The organism is Streptomyces sp. GLSS-08 (assembly GCF_056387915.1).
Genome location: NZ_JBWJAQ010000018.1, coordinates 15,242 through 31,949 on the forward strand (window position 1 = coordinate 15,242; position 16,708 = coordinate 31,949).

Sequence of the window (16,708 nt, forward strand, 5' to 3'; positions counted from 1 at the left end):
GGCGGCCGGGCTCTCGCACACCGTACGAGAAAGCGCTTCCTACGAGCAGTGCGTTCCGCGCCACCCGCACACCCCGAGATCGGAGAACAGTCATGGCCCAAGCCGCAGCCGTGGCGAAACAGTCCGCGCCACCCCGGCGGCGCCGTGGCTCGTCGACGCCGCGCAAACTGCCGTATCTGCTGATCGCCCCGGCGGGTCTGCTGATGCTGGGCTTCATCGCCTACCCGGTCATCAGCGTCTTCTACTACAGCCTGCAGCACTACAACCCCACCAAACCGTGGCGCAACGGCTACGCCGGCTTCGACAACTTCCTGCACGCCTTCACCGACGACCCGCAGTTCTGGGACACGCTCACCTTCAGCGCCAAGTGGGTCGTCGTCGAGGTCGGACTCCAGCTGCTGTTCGGACTCGCCCTCGCCCTGATCGTCAACCAGACCTTCGTGGGGCGGGCGATCGGCCGGGCGCTGGTGTTCTCGCCGTGGGCCGTCTCCGGAGTGCTGACCTCCGCGATCTGGGTGCTGCTCTACAACTCCCAGACGGGCATCACCCGCTACCTCGCCGACGCGGGCATCGGCGAGTACGGCACCAGCTGGCTGTCCGACACGGCCACCGTCTTCCCGGCCGCCGTGGTCGCCGACCTGTGGCGCGGCGTCCCCTTCTTCGCCATCCTCATCCTCGCCGACCTCCAGTCCGTCTCCAAGGACCTGTACGAGGCCGCCGAGGTCGACGGCGCGAGCCGCTTCCAGCAGTTCCTGCACATCACGCTGCCCCACATCAAGGACGCCATCGTCCTGTCCACACTGCTGCGCGCGGTGTGGGAGTTCAACAACGTCGACCTCCTCTACACCCTGACCGGCGGCGGGCCCGCGGGCGAGACGACCACCCTCCCGCTCTACATCGCCAACACCAGCGTCGACGCCCACAACTTCGGCTACGCGTCGGCCCTGACCACGGTCGCGTTCGTGATTCTGCTGTTCTGCTCGGTCGTCTATCTGCGGCTGAGCAAGTTCGGAGGCGGAGACAAGTGATCACCAAGGACGTCGAGACCCTCGCACCGGCCGTGCCCGCGCCGGTCGCCGAGGAGCCCGGCCCGCGCCCGCGCGGCACCCGCCGCGCCTGGGACGAGGTCCCCCGCTGGCACATCTACCTCCCCCTCGGGCTCTACCTGCTCTTCACCCTGATCCCCTTCTACTGGATCCTGCTCTTCGCGTTGCGCCCCGCCGGCTCCACCTCGCTGGTGCCGTGGCCGATGACCTTCGAGCACTTCGACAAGGTGTGGACCGAGCGCAGCTTCGGGACCTACTTCCAGAACAGCGTCCTCATCGCCGTCACCACCCTCGTGATGACCACGGTCGTCGCGCTGGCCGGCGGCTACGCGCTCGCCCGCTTCGACTTCAAGGTCAAGCGCGCCTTCATGCTGGCGCTGCTCTGCTCGCAGTTCGTGCCCGGCGCCCTGCTGCTGGTGCCGCTCTTCCAGATCTTCGCCAAGCTGCAGATGATCAACTCGATCGCCAGCGTCGTCCTCGCCGAGACGGTGTTCCAGCTGCCGCTGTCGATGATCCTCATCAGCGGGTTCATCCGGAACGTGCCCTACTCGCTCGAAGAGGCCGCCTGGGTCGACGGCTGCAACCGTCTCAGCGCCTTCCGGATCGTCGTCCTGCCGCTGCTGCGGCCGGGCCTGATCGCCGTCGGTTCCTTCGCGTTCGTGCACGCCTGGAACCACTTCCTGTTCGCCCTGATGTTCCTCAGCAACCAGGACAAGCAGACCCTCCCCGTCGGCCTCAACACCCTGATGAGCTCGGACAGCGTCGACCTGGGGGCGCTCGCCGCGGGCGGCATCATCGCCGCCGTACCCGTGGTCATCGTGTTCGCGTTCATCCAGAAGTGGCTGATCACCGGCTTCAGCGCGGGGGCGGTGAAGGGATGAGGCGCGTACCGCACCTGACCGCGATCGGAGCCCTGCTGGCGCTGCTCGGTACGCCCGCCGACGCCCAGGGCCGGGACACCGGCCGCGACATCGGCCGGGACGTCCTGGCGGCGGACGACGGGTGGGCCGCCGCCGAGGGCGGCACCTCCGGCGGGGCCGCCGCCGACGACGCGCACGTGTTCACCGTGCGCACCCGGGCCGAACTGGTCCGCGCCCTCGACGGCGGCAGCGCCACCCCGAAGATCATCCGCGTCGCGGGGACGATCGACGCCGGCACGGACGACGACGGCGACCACCTCGACTGCGACGACTACGCCACCGACGGGTACTCGCTCGGGAAGTACCTGGCCGCCTACGACCCCCGCACCTGGGGGCAGGCGAAGCCGGCCGGCCCGCAGGAGGAGGCCCGCAAGGCGTCGGCCGCCGCCCAGGCCGCCCGCGTCGAACTGCCCGTCGGCTCCCGCACCACGATCGTCGGACTCGGCTCCGGCGCCGTGCTCAAGGGCGCGAGCCTGCGGGTCGAGAACGCGGACGACGTCATCGTCCGCAATCTCGAACTCCGCGACGCCTACGACTGCTTCCCCGTCTGGCAGCCCAACACCGGGGGCCTCGGCGACTGGAAGACGGCGTACGACACCGTCTGGCTGAACCACGCCACCCACGTGTGGATCGACCACGTCACGGCGAGCGACCGGGGTCACCCGGACGCCGAGGAGCCCACCCGCTTCGCCCGCAACTACCTGCGCCACGACGGCCTGCTGGACATCACCAACGGCTCCGACCTCGTGACCGTCTCCTGGAGCCGGTTCGCCGACCACGACAAGGCGATGCTGATCGGCAGCGGCGACCAGGCGATGGGCGACCGCGGCAGGCTCCGCGTCACCCTGCACCACAACGAGTTCGAGGGAGTCGTCCAGCGCGCCCCGCGCGTCCGCTTCGGACAGGTGCACCTCTACAACAACCGGTACGTGGTGCCCGAGGGCTCCGGCGACTACCGCTACTCCCTCGGCGTCTCCACCGAGTCCGCCCTCTACGCGGAGAACAACGCCTTCACCACCCCGTCCCACGTCGAGGTCGCCGACCTGGTCAAGAGCTGGAACGGGACGGCCCTGCACCAGACCGGAACGCTCTTCAACGGCTATCCCGTCGACCTGCTGGCCATCCACAACGCCTACAACTCCGGCAGCGAGCGGGACCTCACGGCCGACGTCGGCTGGACCCCCGCGCTGCACGGACCGGTCGACAGCGCCCGGCGGGCCGACCGCGACGTGGAACGCGGCGCGGGCGCGGGGAGGATCCGATGACCACACGTGAACACGCCCCGCCGCTGCCCGTCGTCCTCGCCGGAGCCCGCGGTCACGGCCGCTGGCACCTGCGGAACATCCGCCGGCTCCAGGACCTCGGCCTCGTGCGGCTGGCGGGCGTCTGCGAGCTGGCACCGCTCACCGAGGAGGAACTGGACGGCTTCACCGGCGAGGTGCGACTCCCCGAACAGTCCGCCGACTTCGGTGCCCTTCTCGACTCCACCGGTGCCGCGGTCGCCGTGATCTGCACCCCCATTCCCACCCACGCCGACCTGGCGCTGACGGCTGCGGAACGGGGCGTGCACCTGCTCCTGGAGAAGCCGCCCGCGCCGTCGTACGCCGAGTTCCGCCGGATGGCCGACGGGATCGCCGCGGCGGGCGTCGCCTGTCAGATCGGCTTCCAGTCCCTCGGCTCCCTCGCCGTCCCCGCCGTCCGGGAGCTGATCGCCGAGGGCGCCATCGGCCCGGTGGCCGGAATCGGGGCGGCCGGGGCGTGGGCGCGGGACGAGGCCTACTACCGGCGGGCGCCCTGGGCGGGCAGGCGCCGCATGAACGGCACCGACGTCGTCGACGGCGTGCTGACCAACCCCCTCGCGCACGCGGTCGCCACCGCGCTCGCGCTCGACGGCAGCACGCGCGCCGAGGACGTCGCCGGAATCGAGACCGAGCTGCTGCGGGCCAACGACATCGAGTCCGACGACACCTCGTGCGTCCGCGTGACGACGCGGGACGGCGGCCGGATCGCCGTCGCCGTCACGCTGTGCGCCGAGCGCCCCGGCGAGCCGTACGTCGTGGTGCATGGCGCCAGCGGCCGGATCACCTTCTGGTACAAGCAGGACCGGGTGCTCGTACAGCGGTCCGGACGCGGCCCGGAGGAGATCCAGTACGGCAGGACGGACCTGCTGGAGAACCTCGTCGCGCATCTGACGGACGGCACCGGGCTGCTGGTCACGCCGGAGTCGACCGGCGCGTTCATGAAGGTCGTCGAGGCGGTCCGGCGGGCCCCGGACCCGGTGGCCCTGCCGAGGGACGCCTGGGAGACGGTCCCCGGGGAGAACCGCCGGGTGGTCCGCGGCATCGACGCCCTGGTGGCGGCCGCCGCCGACTCCCTCGCCCTCTACTCCGAACTGGGCGCCCCCTGGGCGCTGTCGAACGAGGTGAGCAGCCGATGAACAACGACTCGCCGGTGCTGCGCGTCGCGGGCCGCCCCGTCGGCCGGTACATCACCCGGCCCGAGCTGCCGGCCCGGCTCTCGCCGCGCCCCTACCTGCACCCGGTCACCACGCTGGCGGGCACCGCCGTCACCGAGCTCGGCCCCGCCGACCACGCACACCACCTCGGCGTCGGTGTCGCCGTTCCCGACGTCGAGGGGTACAACTTCTGGGGCGGACGCACCTATGTGCGCGACCGGGGCCCCACCGAACTGGACAACCACGGCGCCCAGCGGCACGGCGGCTTCCAGCTGCGCGACCCCGACGGCTTCGTCGAGGAACTGCGCTGGGTCGCCGCGGGCGCCGAGCTGCTGCACGAACGCCGTACGGTCGCCGCCACCGGGCTGAGCGACACCGCCTGGGCGCTGGACTTCACGTTCTCCCTCACCAACACGACCGGGCGGACGCTGTCCATCGGCAGCCCCGCCACCAACGGGCGCCCCGGCGCGGCCTACGGCGGCTTCTTCTGGCGGGCCCGCAAGGAGGCACGGGCGCCGCACGTGTTCACCGCCGGCGCCGAGGGCGAGGAGGCGGTCCACGGCTCCCGCGCCGACTGGCTCGCCCTCGTCGGCGGTTCCTGGACCCTCGTCTTCGCCGGGGCCACCCGGGAGACCCGCCGTGACCCGTGGTTCGTGCGTGCCGTCGAGTACCCGGGTGTCGGTTCCTCCCTGGCCCACGACGACCGGCTGCCCCTCGGGGCCGGCGGGACGGCCGTCCGGCGGATCGTCACCGTGGTCGCCGACGGCCGGCTGGACCGGGACGGGGCCGCGGCCCTGGTGCGCAAGGCGGTGGGCACGTGAACAGCGCCTTCAGTGCGGACCTCGGTGACGGGACCTACCGCAACCCCGTCCTCGACGCCGACTGGTCCGACCCCGACGTGATCCGCGTCGGCGACGACTTCTACCTGACCGCGTCCAGCTTCGGCCGCGTCCCGGGCCTGCCCCTGCTGCACTCCCGCGACCTGGTCAACTGGACGCTCGTCGGCCACGCCCTCGAACGCCTGGAACCCGAGGCGGAGTTCGCCGTGCCCCGGCACGACCGCGGGGTGTGGGCGCCCTCCCTGCGCCATTACGACGAGCGGTTCTGGATCTTCTGGGGCGACCCCGACCACGGCGTCTTCCAGGTCAACGCCCCGGGCGTCCGCGGGCCCTGGACCCGCCCGCACCTGGTCAAGGAGGGCAAGGGGCTCATCGACGCCTGCCCGCTGTGGGACGAGGAGACCGGCGAGGCCTACCTCGTCCACGCCTGGGCCAAGTCGCGCTCCGGCGTCAAGAACCGGCTCACCGGCCACCGGATGCGGCCCGACGGCACCGGACTGCTCGACGAGGGCAAGGTGATCGTCGACGCCGACCGGATCCCCGGCTGGTTCACCCTCGAAGGGCCCAAGCTGTACCGGCACGACGGCTGGTTCTGGATCTTCGCGCCCGCCGGGGGAGTCGAGACCGGCTGGCAGGGCGTCTTCCGCTCCCGCGGCTTCTTCGGCCCCTACGAGGAGCGGATCGTGCTGGAGCAGGGGGACACGGAGGTCAACGGTCCGCATCAGGGGGGCTGGGTGCGCACCGCGTCCGGCGAGGACTGGTTCGTGCACTTCCAGGCGCGCGGCCCCTACGGGCGGGTCGTCCACCTCCAGCCGATGCGCTGGGAGACCGCTGCCGGCCCCGACGGCGCGGAGACCGGCGTGAGCCCCGGCGTGGAGACCGGCGGGGGCCCGGGCACGGGGTCCGGCGGGAGCCCCGGCCTGGGGTCCGGCGTGGGGACCGGCGGGGGTTCGGGCACGGGGTCCGGCGTGAGGTCCGGCGGGACTCCGGGCTCGGGGTCCGGGGCCGGGTGGCCGGTGCTCGGTGACGGCGGCGCTCCCGTCGCCGTGCACCGCAAGCCGGACCTGCCGCGGCAGCCGCCGTCCGCGCCGGCCACCGACGACGACTTCCCCGGCGGGCGGTTCGGGCGCCAGTGGCAGTGGACCGCCAACCCGCGGCAGGGCTGGGCCACCCAGCACTCCGCGGACGGGCTGCGGCTGACCTGCGTACGGACGGCGGACGCGCACGACCTGCGCAAGCTGCCGAACGTGCTCACGCAGCGGCTGCCCGGGATCGCCGCCACGGCCGAGGTCGAACTCGCCCTGGCGGGCGAGGAGACAGGCGCGCGGGCCGGGTTCGCCGTCCTCGGGGACGCGTTCAGCTGGATCGGGCTCCAGCGGGGCGCCGACGGGTCGGTCCACCTCGTGCACCGGTTCGCCGAGTCGGTCGCCGAGCGGGAGCGGGACGCCGCGCATCCGCGGCTCGCCCCCGGGGGACGGGCGCGGCTGCTGATCGAGATCGGCCCGGGAGCGCGCTGCCGCTTCTCCTACGACGTCGGAGACGGCCCCCAGCCCTCGGGCCAGGTCTTCGCCGCCACCCCCTGGCGCTGGGTCGGCGCCCTGCTCGGGCTGTTCGCGCTCGCGCCCGCCGGCGCGGGCCACGCGGGCACGGCCACGTTCACGCACTTCCGCATCACCGCGACCCCCTGAGGGTCGACTCCTCTCCGCCGTACGCCTGTTGGGAGCCGCAATGACGCACCTCCGTAGCAAGCGCTTGCCGAGGCCGGGGCCGCGCAGGACCCCGGCCGCCGTCGCCGCCCTCGTGGCCTGGCTGGCGCTCGGGGCCCTCACCCCGGCCGAGGCCGCGCCCGCCCCCGGCGTCCAGGACGTCGTGGCGGCCGGGGCGGGGACGCAGGACGTCGTGGCGGCCGGGGCGGGGACGGCGGACCGCTGGACCGACCGTGCCCACGGTTTCGCCTCCCTCGACGGCGGCACCACCGGCGGCGCGGGCGGCAGGGTGGTCACGGTCACCGACCGGGACGCGCTGGCCCGGTACGCGTCCGCCGAGGAGCCGTACGTCATCCGGGTCCAGGGAGCGGTCGCCGTCGAGCCCTTCGGGTCGGACATCGTCGTGGCCTCGGACAAGACGCTCATCGGCGTCGGCGACACGGGCGAGATCGTGCACGGCGAACTGCACCTCGGGCCCGGCACGCACAACGTGATCATCCGCAACCTGACGATCCGGGACTCGTACGTCGAGGGCGACTGGGACGGCAAGACGCAGGACTTCGACGCGATCCAGATGGACTCCGCCGACCACGTGTGGATCGACCACAACCGGTTCACGCACATGGGCGACGGACTGCTCGACATCCGCAAGGACAGCCAGTACGTCACCGTGTCCTACAACCGCTTCGACCGCCACAACAAGTCGTTCGGCATCGGCTGGACCGAGAACGTCAAGACGCAGATCACCATCGACCACAACTGGTTCACGGGCACGAAGCAGCGCAACCCCTCCGCCGACAACTGCGCCTACGCGCACCTGTACAACAACTACCTCTCGGCGCAGGCCGAGGACGGCGACCCCGTGTGGACGTACGGCAACTGGTCGCGCGGCCGCACCAGGATGGTCATCGAGAACAGCTACTACGACGGCGTCCAGCACCCCTACCAGGCCGACGCCACCGCGGAGTTGGTGCAGCGGGGCTCGGTCCTGAGGAACACCACCGGCCGCCGCGACGCGTGGGGCACCGCCTTCGACCCGCGCGACTTCTACGACTACCGCCTGGACCCGGCCCGCGCGGTGCCGGCGCTGCTGCGGCGGTTCTCCGGGCCCGAGGAGCGGATCGGGACCGTGCTGCGCGTCCCCGCCGACTACCCGACGGTGCAGGCCGCCGTGGACGCGGTGCCCGACGGCAACGACAGCCCGGTCACCGTCGCGATCGCCCCCGGCACCTACCGGGCGAAGGTCGTCGTCCCGGCCGCCAAGCCGCGGATCGTGCTCCAGGGCACCGGGCGGAGCCGCTCCGACACCGTCATCGTCCACGACACCCCGGCCCAGTCCGGCGGCTCCACGGGAAGCGCCACCGTGCGCATCGCCGCGAACGACGTCACCGCGCGCAACCTCACCTTCAGCAACGACTTCGACGAGGCCGCGTACGAGTACGGCGCCGAGCAGGCCCTCGCGATGAAGACGACGGGTGACCGGATCGTCTTCGAGAACACCGCCTTCCTCGGCAACCAGGACACCCTGATGACCGACAGCCCCAAGCTGGACGTGATCAGCCGGGTCTACGTCCGCGACTCCTACGTCGAGGGCGACGTCGACTTCCTCTACGGACGCGCGACCACCGTCGTCGAACGCTCCGTCATCAGGGCGCTCAGCCGCGGCTCCGCCACCAACAACGGTTACCTCACCGCCGCCTCGACCTGGCAGGGCAACCCGTACGGGTTCCTGATCACCCGGTCGAGGATCGTGAGCGACGCGCCCGCGGGCTCCTTCCACCTCGGCCGGCCCTGGCACCCCGGCGGCGAACCGGCCGCCGTCGCCCAGGTGCTGATCCGGGACACCGAACTGCCGGCCGCGGTCAAGTCCTCGCCGTGGACCGACATGAGCGGCTTCTCCTGGAAGGACGCCCGCTTCGCCGAGTACCGCACCTACGGCCCCGGCGCGACCGTGACCGCCGACCGGCCGCAGCTGTCGGACGCCGAGGCGGCCACCCGCACGGTCACCGCCTACCTGGCGGGCAACGACGGCTGGGCACCCCATGTCCGTCGCTGAGGCCGTGACACCCACGTGGACGCCGACTCCCGGGCGCGGCCCGCGGACCGCGCGCCGCCACCCGGCCCCGCGGACCGCGCGTCCGTGGCGCCACCCGCAGACCCCCACCACCCCGCTGGATCCAGACGAAGAGAGCCGACCATGAAGATCAGCATCCGGAGAAGCAGCCGAGGCGGATACCGCGCCGCCGCGGCCGTCGCCGCGAGCGCCGTGCTCGCCCTGACCGCCACCGCCTGCGGCGACGACGGCAGCGGTGCCGGCGGCGACAAGGGCGACGAGGGCTCGGGCAAGGGCGAGATCACCTTCTGGGACAACAACACGGCCGTCCGCCGTGACATCTGGATGGACATCATCGACGACTTCGAGAAGAAGTACCCCGACATCAAGGTCAACTACGTCGGGATCCCCGCCGAGAGCGTCCAGTCCAAGTACGACACCGCCATCCAGGGCGGAGGCCTGCCGGACGTCGGCGGGGTCGGCGCCGCGATGCTCGCCGGGGTCGCCGCGCAGAACGCCCTCGAACCGCTCGACTCCCGCCTCGCGAAGAGTCCGCTCGACGGCAAGCTGAACCAGGGCATGCTCGAATCGGTGAAGGTCGCCGGCGGCCAGGACAAGCTGTTCACCGTCCCCACCTCCGCCAGCAACGGCGTGCTGTACTACCGCACCGACCTGTTCGGGGCGGCCGGTCTTGAGGCGCCCACCACCTGGTCCAAGTTCTACGAGGCGGCCGAAAAGCTCACGGACAAGGGCAAGAACGAGTTCGGCTACACCATCCGCGGCGGCGCCGGTTCCATAGCGCAGGCCCTGGACGCGATGTACGGCCAGACCGGGATCACCGAGTTCTGGGACGGCGACAAGACGACGGTCGACGACCCGGAGAACGTGGCCGCGCTGGAGAAGTACGCCGCGCTCTACAAGAAGAACACCCCCTCCGCGGACGTCAACAACGACTTCACCAAGATGGTCGCCCAGTGGGACAGCGGCAAGATCGGCATGCTGAGCCACAACCTGGGCTCCTACCAGGACCACGTGAAGGCACTCGGTGACGGCAAGTTCCGCGGGCTGCCCAACCCGACCACGGACGACGGCACCCGCGTCCAGGTCTCCAACCCCGTCGACGGACTCGCCCTGTTCAAGTCCAGCAAGAACAAGTCGGCCGCCTGGCGCTTCATCGAGTTCGCCGCCGCGCACGAGTCCAACAGCAAGTGGAACGAGTCGGCGGGCGCCATCCCCTCGAACACCGAGGCCGCCGAGGACGCGTGGATCCAGAAGGCCGAGCCGACCAAGCTCGCGGCCGAGGCACTGAACAGCGGCAGCACCAAGATCGTGCAGCTGCCGTACTACCTGCCGGACTGGAACACCATCTCCAAGACCGACAACGAGCCGAACTTCCAGAAGGTCCTGCTCGGCAAGATGTCGGCCAAGGAGTTCCTGAACACCCTGGCCGACCAGCTCAACAAGGCCCAGGCGGAGTGGAAGCAGCAGAAGAAGTAGCAGCACCGCTCCCCGGATGCGGGGGCCGGCGGCGGTCCACCCGCCGCCGCCGGCCCCGCCCCTCACTTCCTCCAGCCCGGAACTCCTCCTGGAAAGAGCCGAAAGCGAGGCACCCCGACGTGTCCCTCACCCGCAGACAGGCCACCGCGGCGGCCCTCGCCGCCGTCCCGCTCGCCGTCGCCGCGACGGCCCCCGCATCCGCGGCTCCTTCGTCGCCGGGATCCCGGCGCACGCGCACCCTCCACATCGCCGGTGACTCCACGGCCGCCCAGAAGTACGCCGACGCGGCGCCCGAGACCGGCTGGGGCATGGCGCTGCCGTTCTTCCTGCACAAGGACCTCGAGGTCGCCAACCACGCCGTGAACGGCCGCAGTTCGAAGAGCTTCATCGACGAGGGCCGGCTCGACGCCGTCCTCGCCGCGATCCGGCCCGGGGACCTGCTGCTCGTCCAGTTCGGCCACAACGACGAGAAGAGCGCCGACCCCACCCGCTACACCGAGCCCTGGACCACGTACCAGGACCATCTGCGGCAGTGCCTCGACGGGGCGCGGGCCCGCGGCGCGCGGCCGGTGCTCGCCACCTCAGTCGAGCGCCGGAAGTTCGACGCGGCAGGCAACGCCCTGCCGACCCACGGGGACTACCCGGCGGCGATGCGTTCCCTCGCCGCGGAGGAGGGCGTCGCGCTGCTGGACATCCAGGCCCTGTCGATCGCCCTGTGGCAGAGGCTCGGCGTCGAGGAGACCAAGACGTACTTCAACTGGACCGCGACGGAGCAGGACAACACCCACTTCAACCCGCCCGGCGCCATCGCCGTGGCCCGCCTCGTCGCGGGCGCGCTGCTGCGCCATCGGGTCGTCGCACCCCGGGACGTGCGCCGGCTCGAGGACGAGATCCCCGGGTCCTGGATCACCTGGCCCACCGCCTGACCGAGAGAGAGCCACACGATGAGTACACAGAAGTGTCATGGACGTGTCATGAGTGGCATGCGTGTCGCCGCGTCGCTGGCCGGCTGCACCGCCCTGGTGCTGGCCGTCACCGGCACCCCCGCCCAGGCGCAGGGCCGCGACCCCGGCCGCCAGACCCTCGCCGCCGGCGACGGCTGGGGCTCCGCCGGTACGGGCACCACCGGTGGAGCCCGTGCCGACGCCGCACACGTACGGACCGTCGCCACCTGGGACGAGTTCAGGACCGCGCTGAAGGAGGGCGGCACCGCACCGAAGATCATCAAGGTCAGGGGCACGATCGACGCCAACGCCGACGGCTGCTCCTCCTTCGCGGCCGACGGCTACGACTTCGACGCCTACCTGGAGAAGTACTCCCCGCAGAAGTGGGGCCTGGACACGAATCTGGACGGCGAGCCCGCCGACAGCCCGGAGGGCCTGCGCCGGATCTCCGCCGAGAACCAGGCCCGAGCGATCAAGGTCGCCGTCCCGGCCAACACCACCATCATCGGCCTGGGGAGGAACGCCGGACTGAAGGGGGCGAGCCTGCAGATCACGGGCGTCGACAACGTCATCGTCCGCAACCTCGCCGTCGAGAGCCCCCTCGACTGCTTCCCGCAGTGGGACCCGACCGACGGAGACACGGGCAACTGGAACTCCGAGTACGACAGCGCGGTGGTGTACGGCTCCACGCACGTCTGGCTGGACCACAACACGTTCACCGACGGCGCCCACCCCGACAGTTCGCTGCCGAAGCACTTCGGCATGATCTACCAGCAGCACGACGGTGAACTCGACATCGTGAAGGGCGCCGACTACGTCACGGCCTCCTGGAACGTGTTCACCGAGCACGACAAGACCCTGATGATCGGCAACAGCGACAGCGCGGCCACCGCCGCCGTCGACCGGGGGCACCTCAAGGTCACCCTGCACCACAACCTGTTCTCCGGACTCGTCGAGCGCGCCCCGCGCGTCCGCTTCGGGCAGGTCGACGCGTACAACAACCACTACGTCGCCGACGCGTCGTACGCCTACAGCTTCGGTATCGGCATGGAGTCCCAGCTCGTCGCCGAGAAGAACGCGTTCACCCTGCCGGCCGGGATCAGCGCCGCCAGGATCCTCAAGAAGTGGAAGGAGGCCCCGGTCACGGCCGTCGGCAACCACGTCAACGGTGTGCCCGTCGACCTGATCGCCGTGCACAACGCGGAGATCCCGGCGGAGACGCTCCAGTCGGGGGCCGGCTGGACGCCGACCCTGCGGACCAGGGTCGACTCGCCGAAGGCGGTACCGGGCATCGTCGACCACCGCGCGGGCGCCGGAAAGATCTGCTGACCCGCACGCCCCCGGCCGGCCGGAGCGGCTCCGCACACCCCCGCACCCCGGGGCGTGCCGCTCCGGCCTCCCCGCCGCCCTCAGCGCCTCCGGCATCCGCCGCACACCCCGAGCCGCTCAGCGAAGGAGCATCGCCATGCTCTCGCACCACCCACGCACCGCCCCCGGCCGCCGGACCTTCCTCGTCGCCGGTGCCGGGGCCGCTCTCGCACTCGGCGTCAGCACCCCCGCGGGCGCCGCCACTGGGCGCCCCTTCGGACGGTACGGCTCGCCCGCCGCCCGCCTCACCGCGCAGACCCTGTACGTGGACGCGTGCGGCGCCGGCGACTTCACCACCGTCCAGGCCGCCGTGACCGCCGCGCCGGGGAGCGGCACCACGCTCGTCATCGCCCCCGGCACCTACCGCGAGACGGTCGCCGTCGGCGCCGCCCGCACCGGCATGACCTGGATCGGCGCCTCCGAGAACCCCCGCGACGTCGTCGTCGTGTACGACAACGCCAACGGCACCCCGAAGCCCGGCGGCGGCACCTACGGCACCAGCGGGTCCGCCACCACCACCGTGCAGGCCGACGGCTTCACCGCCCGCTGGATCACCTTCGCCAACGACTGGCTGCGCGCCGGCCACCCGGAGATCACCGGTACCCAGGCAGTCGCGATCAAGGTGCAGGGCGACCGCTCCGCCTTCCACCACTGCCGCTTCCTCGGCCACCAGGACACGCTGTACGCCGACTCGGCGGCACTCGGCACCTTCGCCCGCCAGTACTACGCCCACTGCTACGTCGAGGGCGACGTGGACTTCGTCTTCGGCCGGGCCACGGCGGTGTACGAGCACTGCCACTTCCACACCCTGAACCGTACGGACCTGGCCACGGCCCCCTACGGCTTCGTCTTCGCCCCGTCCACCGCGGCCGCCAACCCGCGCGGCTACCTGGTCACCCGCAGCCGGATCACGAGCGCGGCGCCGGACGCGTACTACAAGCTGGCCCGCCCCTGGGTGCCCGGCTCGGACACCACCGTCCGCCCGATGCTGACCGTCCGCGACACCCGCATCGGCCCCGGCATCGACGCGGCCGCGCCCTACACGAACATGTCCGCCACCTACCCCTGGCAGAACCAGCGCTTCGCCGAGTACCACAACACGGGCCCGGGCGCCGCGGCGCCGGTCCCGGAGAACCGGCCCCAACTCACCCGAGCGGAAGCCGCGTTGCACACGCGTGCGGCCTATTTCGGTGACTGGATGCCCGACGGACGCCGCTGACCGGCCCTCGCCGACGCGGTCTTCGGTCACCGGTGCTGGGTGGCGACGGCCGGGGCCACCTCGCGGACCCCGGAGGGCGAACGCCCCCGCCGGTCGTCACCGGCGGGGACGTGCCTCCGGCCGGCCGAGGGGCTCGGCCGGCGGGTCTCGGGGAAGCCGGGCGGACGTCAGTCGTAACTGACGTCGGACGCCTGGTACTTGCAGTGGGTGCCGTCGGGGCCGCTGCCGAGCTGCTTGGGCTCCTTGCCGGTGTTGTTGCCCTGGAAGCGGACACACGGCTTGATCTTCTTGCCGCTGTCGCCGTGAATGCGCACCTTGGTGAGCGTCGCGGTGTCCCCGTAGTTGGAGTTGATGCCGACCAGGGTCTTGCCCGGCGCGGTCACGTCGACGTCGTTGACGACGATCGTGCGCTTGTACTGCTTGGAGCAGTTGCCGCACGAGCGGACCAGCTTGCCGAAGTTCTCGACCCGGAAGCCGGTCACGGTCAGCTTGCCGGCGCCGTTGAACTGGAACACCTTGTCCGAGGCGGACTTCGCGCCGCCGCCGGTCACGGTGTACGTGGCGGACGACGACTTGCCCTTGAAGCTCGCCGCGTCCTCGCCGACGTCCAGCCACCACACGTTCTGCAGGGTGCAACTGCCCGTGCAGTGCACGCCGTCCGCGCCCGGGGTGCCGATGACGACGTTCTTCAGGACCGCGCCGTCCGCCAGCTCGAAGATGGGGCCCTGGCCCTCGTCCTGACCGCCGTCGCCGAGGTCGCCGCTGCCGTAGAACTTCTGCAGCTTGCCGTCGTACGTGCCCGAGACCTCGATCGTCTCCGGCACGGCCTTGCTGCCCTTCGCGTCCGGCCAGGGGGTCGCCGCGCCGGCGGTGCCCAGCATCGAGGCCGTGACGATCGCCGCGCCGGTGAGGCCCAGCGCGGCCGCGCCGCCGACGACCGCGCGCCGCCTGGTGACCCTGCGACGGTGGCGTACGCGCTGTTCAACTCGTGCAGTCATGAACGGTGTTCCTTGGGGTGGGAGGAGATCTTTACGTCTCCTGGTCGCCGCCCGCCGGGAAAGGGTTGCCGCGTCCGCCGATCTTCTTCGCACGACTTCCCCGCGGGGCGCGGACGTCCACTCCACGCGTCGCCGTCAGGAGTCGTCGTCGGTGTTCCGGTGCGCGAAGTCACCCGCCACGCGCAGCGGCCGGTCCGCGGTCCCGGCGGTCGCCGCGTAGCTGTCGTCCTTCGCGTCCCGGCCGCCGCGGGCATGGTCGTACTGGCCCGCGAACACCCACTCGCCGGGCGGCACGCTGCGGCCGGACTTCAGCACCCACGTGTAGACGAGGAAGCCCTCGCGCTCGGCCACCGTCAGCGTGAAGTCGTCCTCGGGCAGCGAACGCCAGGCGCCGGACGAGGTCACCCCGCCGGTCTGCGCGATCCTCAACTCGACCGTGAGCGAGGTGAGTCGCTCACCGGTCTTGAGGGTCACGTCGCTCTGCGCCCAGAAGTCGTTGCTGTGCGGGTTGACCGAGCCGTCCGACCACAGCGGGCCGTCCTCGGCGCCCGCCGCGGGCGGGCGCGGCGTCGCCGACGCGGTCCCGGACGACGGGGTGCGGGACGCGGGCGTGCGCGGCTTCCGCGACTGCTCCGGCGGACCGGAGCCCTGCGCGGGGTCCGGTGGCAGCGGTGCCCGGCTCGTCGCGCCCGGGGAGGGATCGGGGCCCGGCGAGACCGCGGCGGAGCGCTGCGGGGGACTCTCGTCCCGCACGACCGAGGCGACGGCGTAGCCGCCCACCGCGAGGACCCCGGCGACCGCGGCGGTCGCGCCGACGACCCGGGTCCAGCCGAGCAGCGGGGGACGGGCCGCACGCGAGGGCCGCTCGTCGGCCCCCGCCATCCCGCGCTCGACGCGGGCCAGGATGCGCGCACGGTCGGGCTCGTGCGCCGCGGCCGCCTCCCGCAGCCCGCTGCGCAGCTCGTCGTGCACGTCCTGCGCCTCCCTCATCGGTCCCTTCCTCCGGCTCCGCCCGTCCGCAGCACCGCCGCGTGCACACGCTGCGGCGCCTCCTGCGTGCCGAGAAGCCGCTGCAGTTCGGCCATGCCCTTGGAGGTCTGGCTCTTCACCGTACCGACCGAGACCCCGAGTGCGAGCGCCGTGTCCTTTTCCGACAGGTCGAAGGCGTGCCGCAGCACCACACAGGCGCGCTTGCGGAACGGCAGCCGGCGCAGCGCCTCCTGGACATCCACCACACCCGGTACGTCGGGGTTCTCCACCCTGTCCTCGCGCTGCGACCAGAACAGGGTGAGCCGCCGGCGCTCGCGCACCGCGCTGCGGATGCGGCTACGGGCCAGGTTGGCGACCACACCCCGCGCGTACGCCACCGGACGGTCGGCCGCGCGGACCCGGTCCCAGCGGTGCCACAGCGCGAGCAGCGCGTCCGCGGCGAGATCGTCGGCCGCGTCCGCCTCACCCGTCAACAGGTGGGCCAGGCGTGCCAGTTCCGCGTAGTGCCGCTCGAAGAAGGCGTGGAACTCCACGGAGGCGGCGTCGTCGACGACAGTGCCCACGGGCGACCTCTCCTCGCGGCTTCTCGGCAACCGGTGCGGGTGCGTGCGTATACGGCTCCCGTTCGACCCCGGCGCCGACCGATGGTCCGCCGGGGCGAGATCCGAGAGCG

Annotated in this window: 14 protein-coding genes; 11 read left to right on the top strand and 3 right to left on the bottom strand. The window is 72.0% G+C overall.

Annotated elements, in window-relative coordinates; genetic code table 11:
• Positions 1-92 precede the first annotated feature (92 nt).
• From AC0ZLC_RS26895 to AC0ZLC_RS26945, 11 genes are all read left to right on the top strand, one after another.
• Entirely contained in the window at positions 93-1,028 is a 936-nt protein-coding gene (locus AC0ZLC_RS26895; protein WP_476754545.1) for a carbohydrate ABC transporter permease, read from the top strand.
• Positions 1,025-1,927 (top strand): carbohydrate ABC transporter permease, encoded by a 903-nt coding sequence (locus AC0ZLC_RS26900; protein WP_476754546.1) that lies wholly within the window; start codon positions 1,025-1,027, stop codon positions 1,925-1,927. The genes AC0ZLC_RS26895 and AC0ZLC_RS26900 overlap by 4 nt, the downstream gene beginning before the upstream one ends.
• A complete protein-coding gene (locus AC0ZLC_RS26905; RefSeq protein ID WP_476754547.1) occupies positions 1,924-3,231 on the top strand; it encodes a pectate lyase family protein in 1,308 nt (435 codons plus the stop codon). The genes AC0ZLC_RS26900 and AC0ZLC_RS26905 overlap by 4 nt, the downstream gene beginning before the upstream one ends.
• The gene (locus AC0ZLC_RS26910) at positions 3,228-4,403 is read left to right on the top strand and encodes a Gfo/Idh/MocA family protein (RefSeq protein WP_476754548.1); all 1,176 of its coding nucleotides are present in this window, start codon (positions 3,228-3,230) and stop codon (positions 4,401-4,403) included. The genes AC0ZLC_RS26905 and AC0ZLC_RS26910 overlap by 4 nt, the downstream gene beginning before the upstream one ends.
• Positions 4,400-5,242, top strand: a complete 843-nt coding sequence (locus AC0ZLC_RS26915; protein ID WP_476754549.1) for a DUF6807 domain-containing protein — start codon at positions 4,400-4,402, stop codon at positions 5,240-5,242. The genes AC0ZLC_RS26910 and AC0ZLC_RS26915 overlap by 4 nt, the downstream gene beginning before the upstream one ends.
• On the top strand, positions 5,239-6,948 hold the full coding sequence (locus AC0ZLC_RS26920) for a glycoside hydrolase family 43 protein (protein WP_476754550.1): 1,710 nt from the start codon (positions 5,239-5,241) through the stop codon (positions 6,946-6,948). Before AC0ZLC_RS26915 ends, AC0ZLC_RS26920 begins: the two co-directional genes overlap by 4 nt.
• Positions 6,949-6,988: 40 nt before the next feature.
• On the top strand, positions 6,989-9,022 hold the full coding sequence (locus AC0ZLC_RS26925) for a pectinesterase family protein (protein ID WP_476754551.1): 2,034 nt from the start codon (positions 6,989-6,991) through the stop codon (positions 9,020-9,022).
• 141 nt (positions 9,023-9,163) lie between these two features.
• Entirely contained in the window at positions 9,164-10,516 is a 1,353-nt protein-coding gene (locus AC0ZLC_RS26930) for an ABC transporter substrate-binding protein (protein ID WP_476754552.1), read from the top strand.
• A 119-nt stretch (positions 10,517-10,635) separates the two neighbouring features.
• Positions 10,636-11,442: a rhamnogalacturonan acetylesterase gene (locus AC0ZLC_RS26935; protein WP_476754553.1), complete on the top strand. Its 807-nt coding sequence runs from the start codon at positions 10,636-10,638 to the stop codon at positions 11,440-11,442.
• An 18-nt stretch (positions 11,443-11,460) separates the two neighbouring features.
• Positions 11,461-12,789, top strand: coding sequence for a pectate lyase family protein (locus AC0ZLC_RS26940; protein WP_476754554.1), 1,329 nt, complete (start codon positions 11,461-11,463; stop codon positions 12,787-12,789).
• Between the two features lie 136 nt (positions 12,790-12,925).
• The gene (locus tag AC0ZLC_RS26945; RefSeq protein ID WP_476754555.1) at positions 12,926-14,047 is read left to right on the top strand and encodes a pectinesterase family protein; all 1,122 of its coding nucleotides are present in this window, start codon (positions 12,926-12,928) and stop codon (positions 14,045-14,047) included.
• A 167-nt stretch (positions 14,048-14,214) separates the two neighbouring features.
• On the opposite strand, the gene AC0ZLC_RS26950 is transcribed toward AC0ZLC_RS26945, so the two are convergent.
• The 3 genes from AC0ZLC_RS26950 to AC0ZLC_RS26960 all read right to left on the bottom strand — a co-directional run bounded on the left by AC0ZLC_RS26950 (position 14,215) and on the right by AC0ZLC_RS26960 (position 16,598).
• Positions 14,215-15,045 (bottom strand): pectate lyase, encoded by an 831-nt coding sequence (locus tag AC0ZLC_RS26950; RefSeq protein WP_476754556.1) that lies wholly within the window; start codon positions 15,043-15,045, stop codon positions 14,215-14,217.
• Between the two features lie 135 nt (positions 15,046-15,180).
• Positions 15,181-16,035 carry a hypothetical protein gene (locus AC0ZLC_RS26955; protein WP_476754557.1) on the bottom strand — a complete coding sequence of 285 codons (855 nt, stop codon included), beginning with the start codon at positions 16,033-16,035 and terminating at the stop codon, positions 15,181-15,183.
• Positions 16,032-16,598 (bottom strand): SigE family RNA polymerase sigma factor, encoded by a 567-nt coding sequence (locus AC0ZLC_RS26960; protein WP_476754558.1) that lies wholly within the window; start codon positions 16,596-16,598, stop codon positions 16,032-16,034. The genes AC0ZLC_RS26955 and AC0ZLC_RS26960 overlap by 4 nt, the downstream gene beginning before the upstream one ends.
• Positions 16,599-16,708 lie beyond the last annotated feature (110 nt).

Bases quoted from the DNA above. Each gene is read 5' to 3' on its own strand.
- AC0ZLC_RS26895 (WP_476754545.1), top strand. From the start codon at position 93: ATGGCCCAAGCCGCAGCCGTGGCGAAACAGTCCGCGCCACCCCGGCGG.
- AC0ZLC_RS26905 (WP_476754547.1), top strand. From the start codon at position 1,924: ATGAGGCGCGTACCGCACCTGACCGCGATCGGAGCCCTGCTGGCGCTG.
- AC0ZLC_RS26910 (WP_476754548.1), top strand. From the start codon at position 3,228: ATGACCACACGTGAACACGCCCCGCCGCTGCCCGTCGTCCTCGCCGGA.
- AC0ZLC_RS26915 (WP_476754549.1), top strand. From the start codon at position 4,400: ATGAACAACGACTCGCCGGTGCTGCGCGTCGCGGGCCGCCCCGTCGGC.
- AC0ZLC_RS26925 (WP_476754551.1), top strand. From the start codon at position 6,989: ATGACGCACCTCCGTAGCAAGCGCTTGCCGAGGCCGGGGCCGCGCAGG.
- AC0ZLC_RS26930 (WP_476754552.1), top strand. From the start codon at position 9,164: ATGAAGATCAGCATCCGGAGAAGCAGCCGAGGCGGATACCGCGCCGCC.
- AC0ZLC_RS26940 (WP_476754554.1), top strand. From the start codon at position 11,461: ATGAGTACACAGAAGTGTCATGGACGTGTCATGAGTGGCATGCGTGTC.
- AC0ZLC_RS26945 (WP_476754555.1), top strand. From the start codon at position 12,926: ATGCTCTCGCACCACCCACGCACCGCCCCCGGCCGCCGGACCTTCCTC.
- AC0ZLC_RS26950 (WP_476754556.1), bottom strand. From the start codon at position 15,045: ATGACTGCACGAGTTGAACAGCGCGTACGCCACCGTCGCAGGGTCACC.
- AC0ZLC_RS26955 (WP_476754557.1), bottom strand. From the start codon at position 16,035: ATGAGGGAGGCGCAGGACGTGCACGACGAGCTGCGCAGCGGGCTGCGG.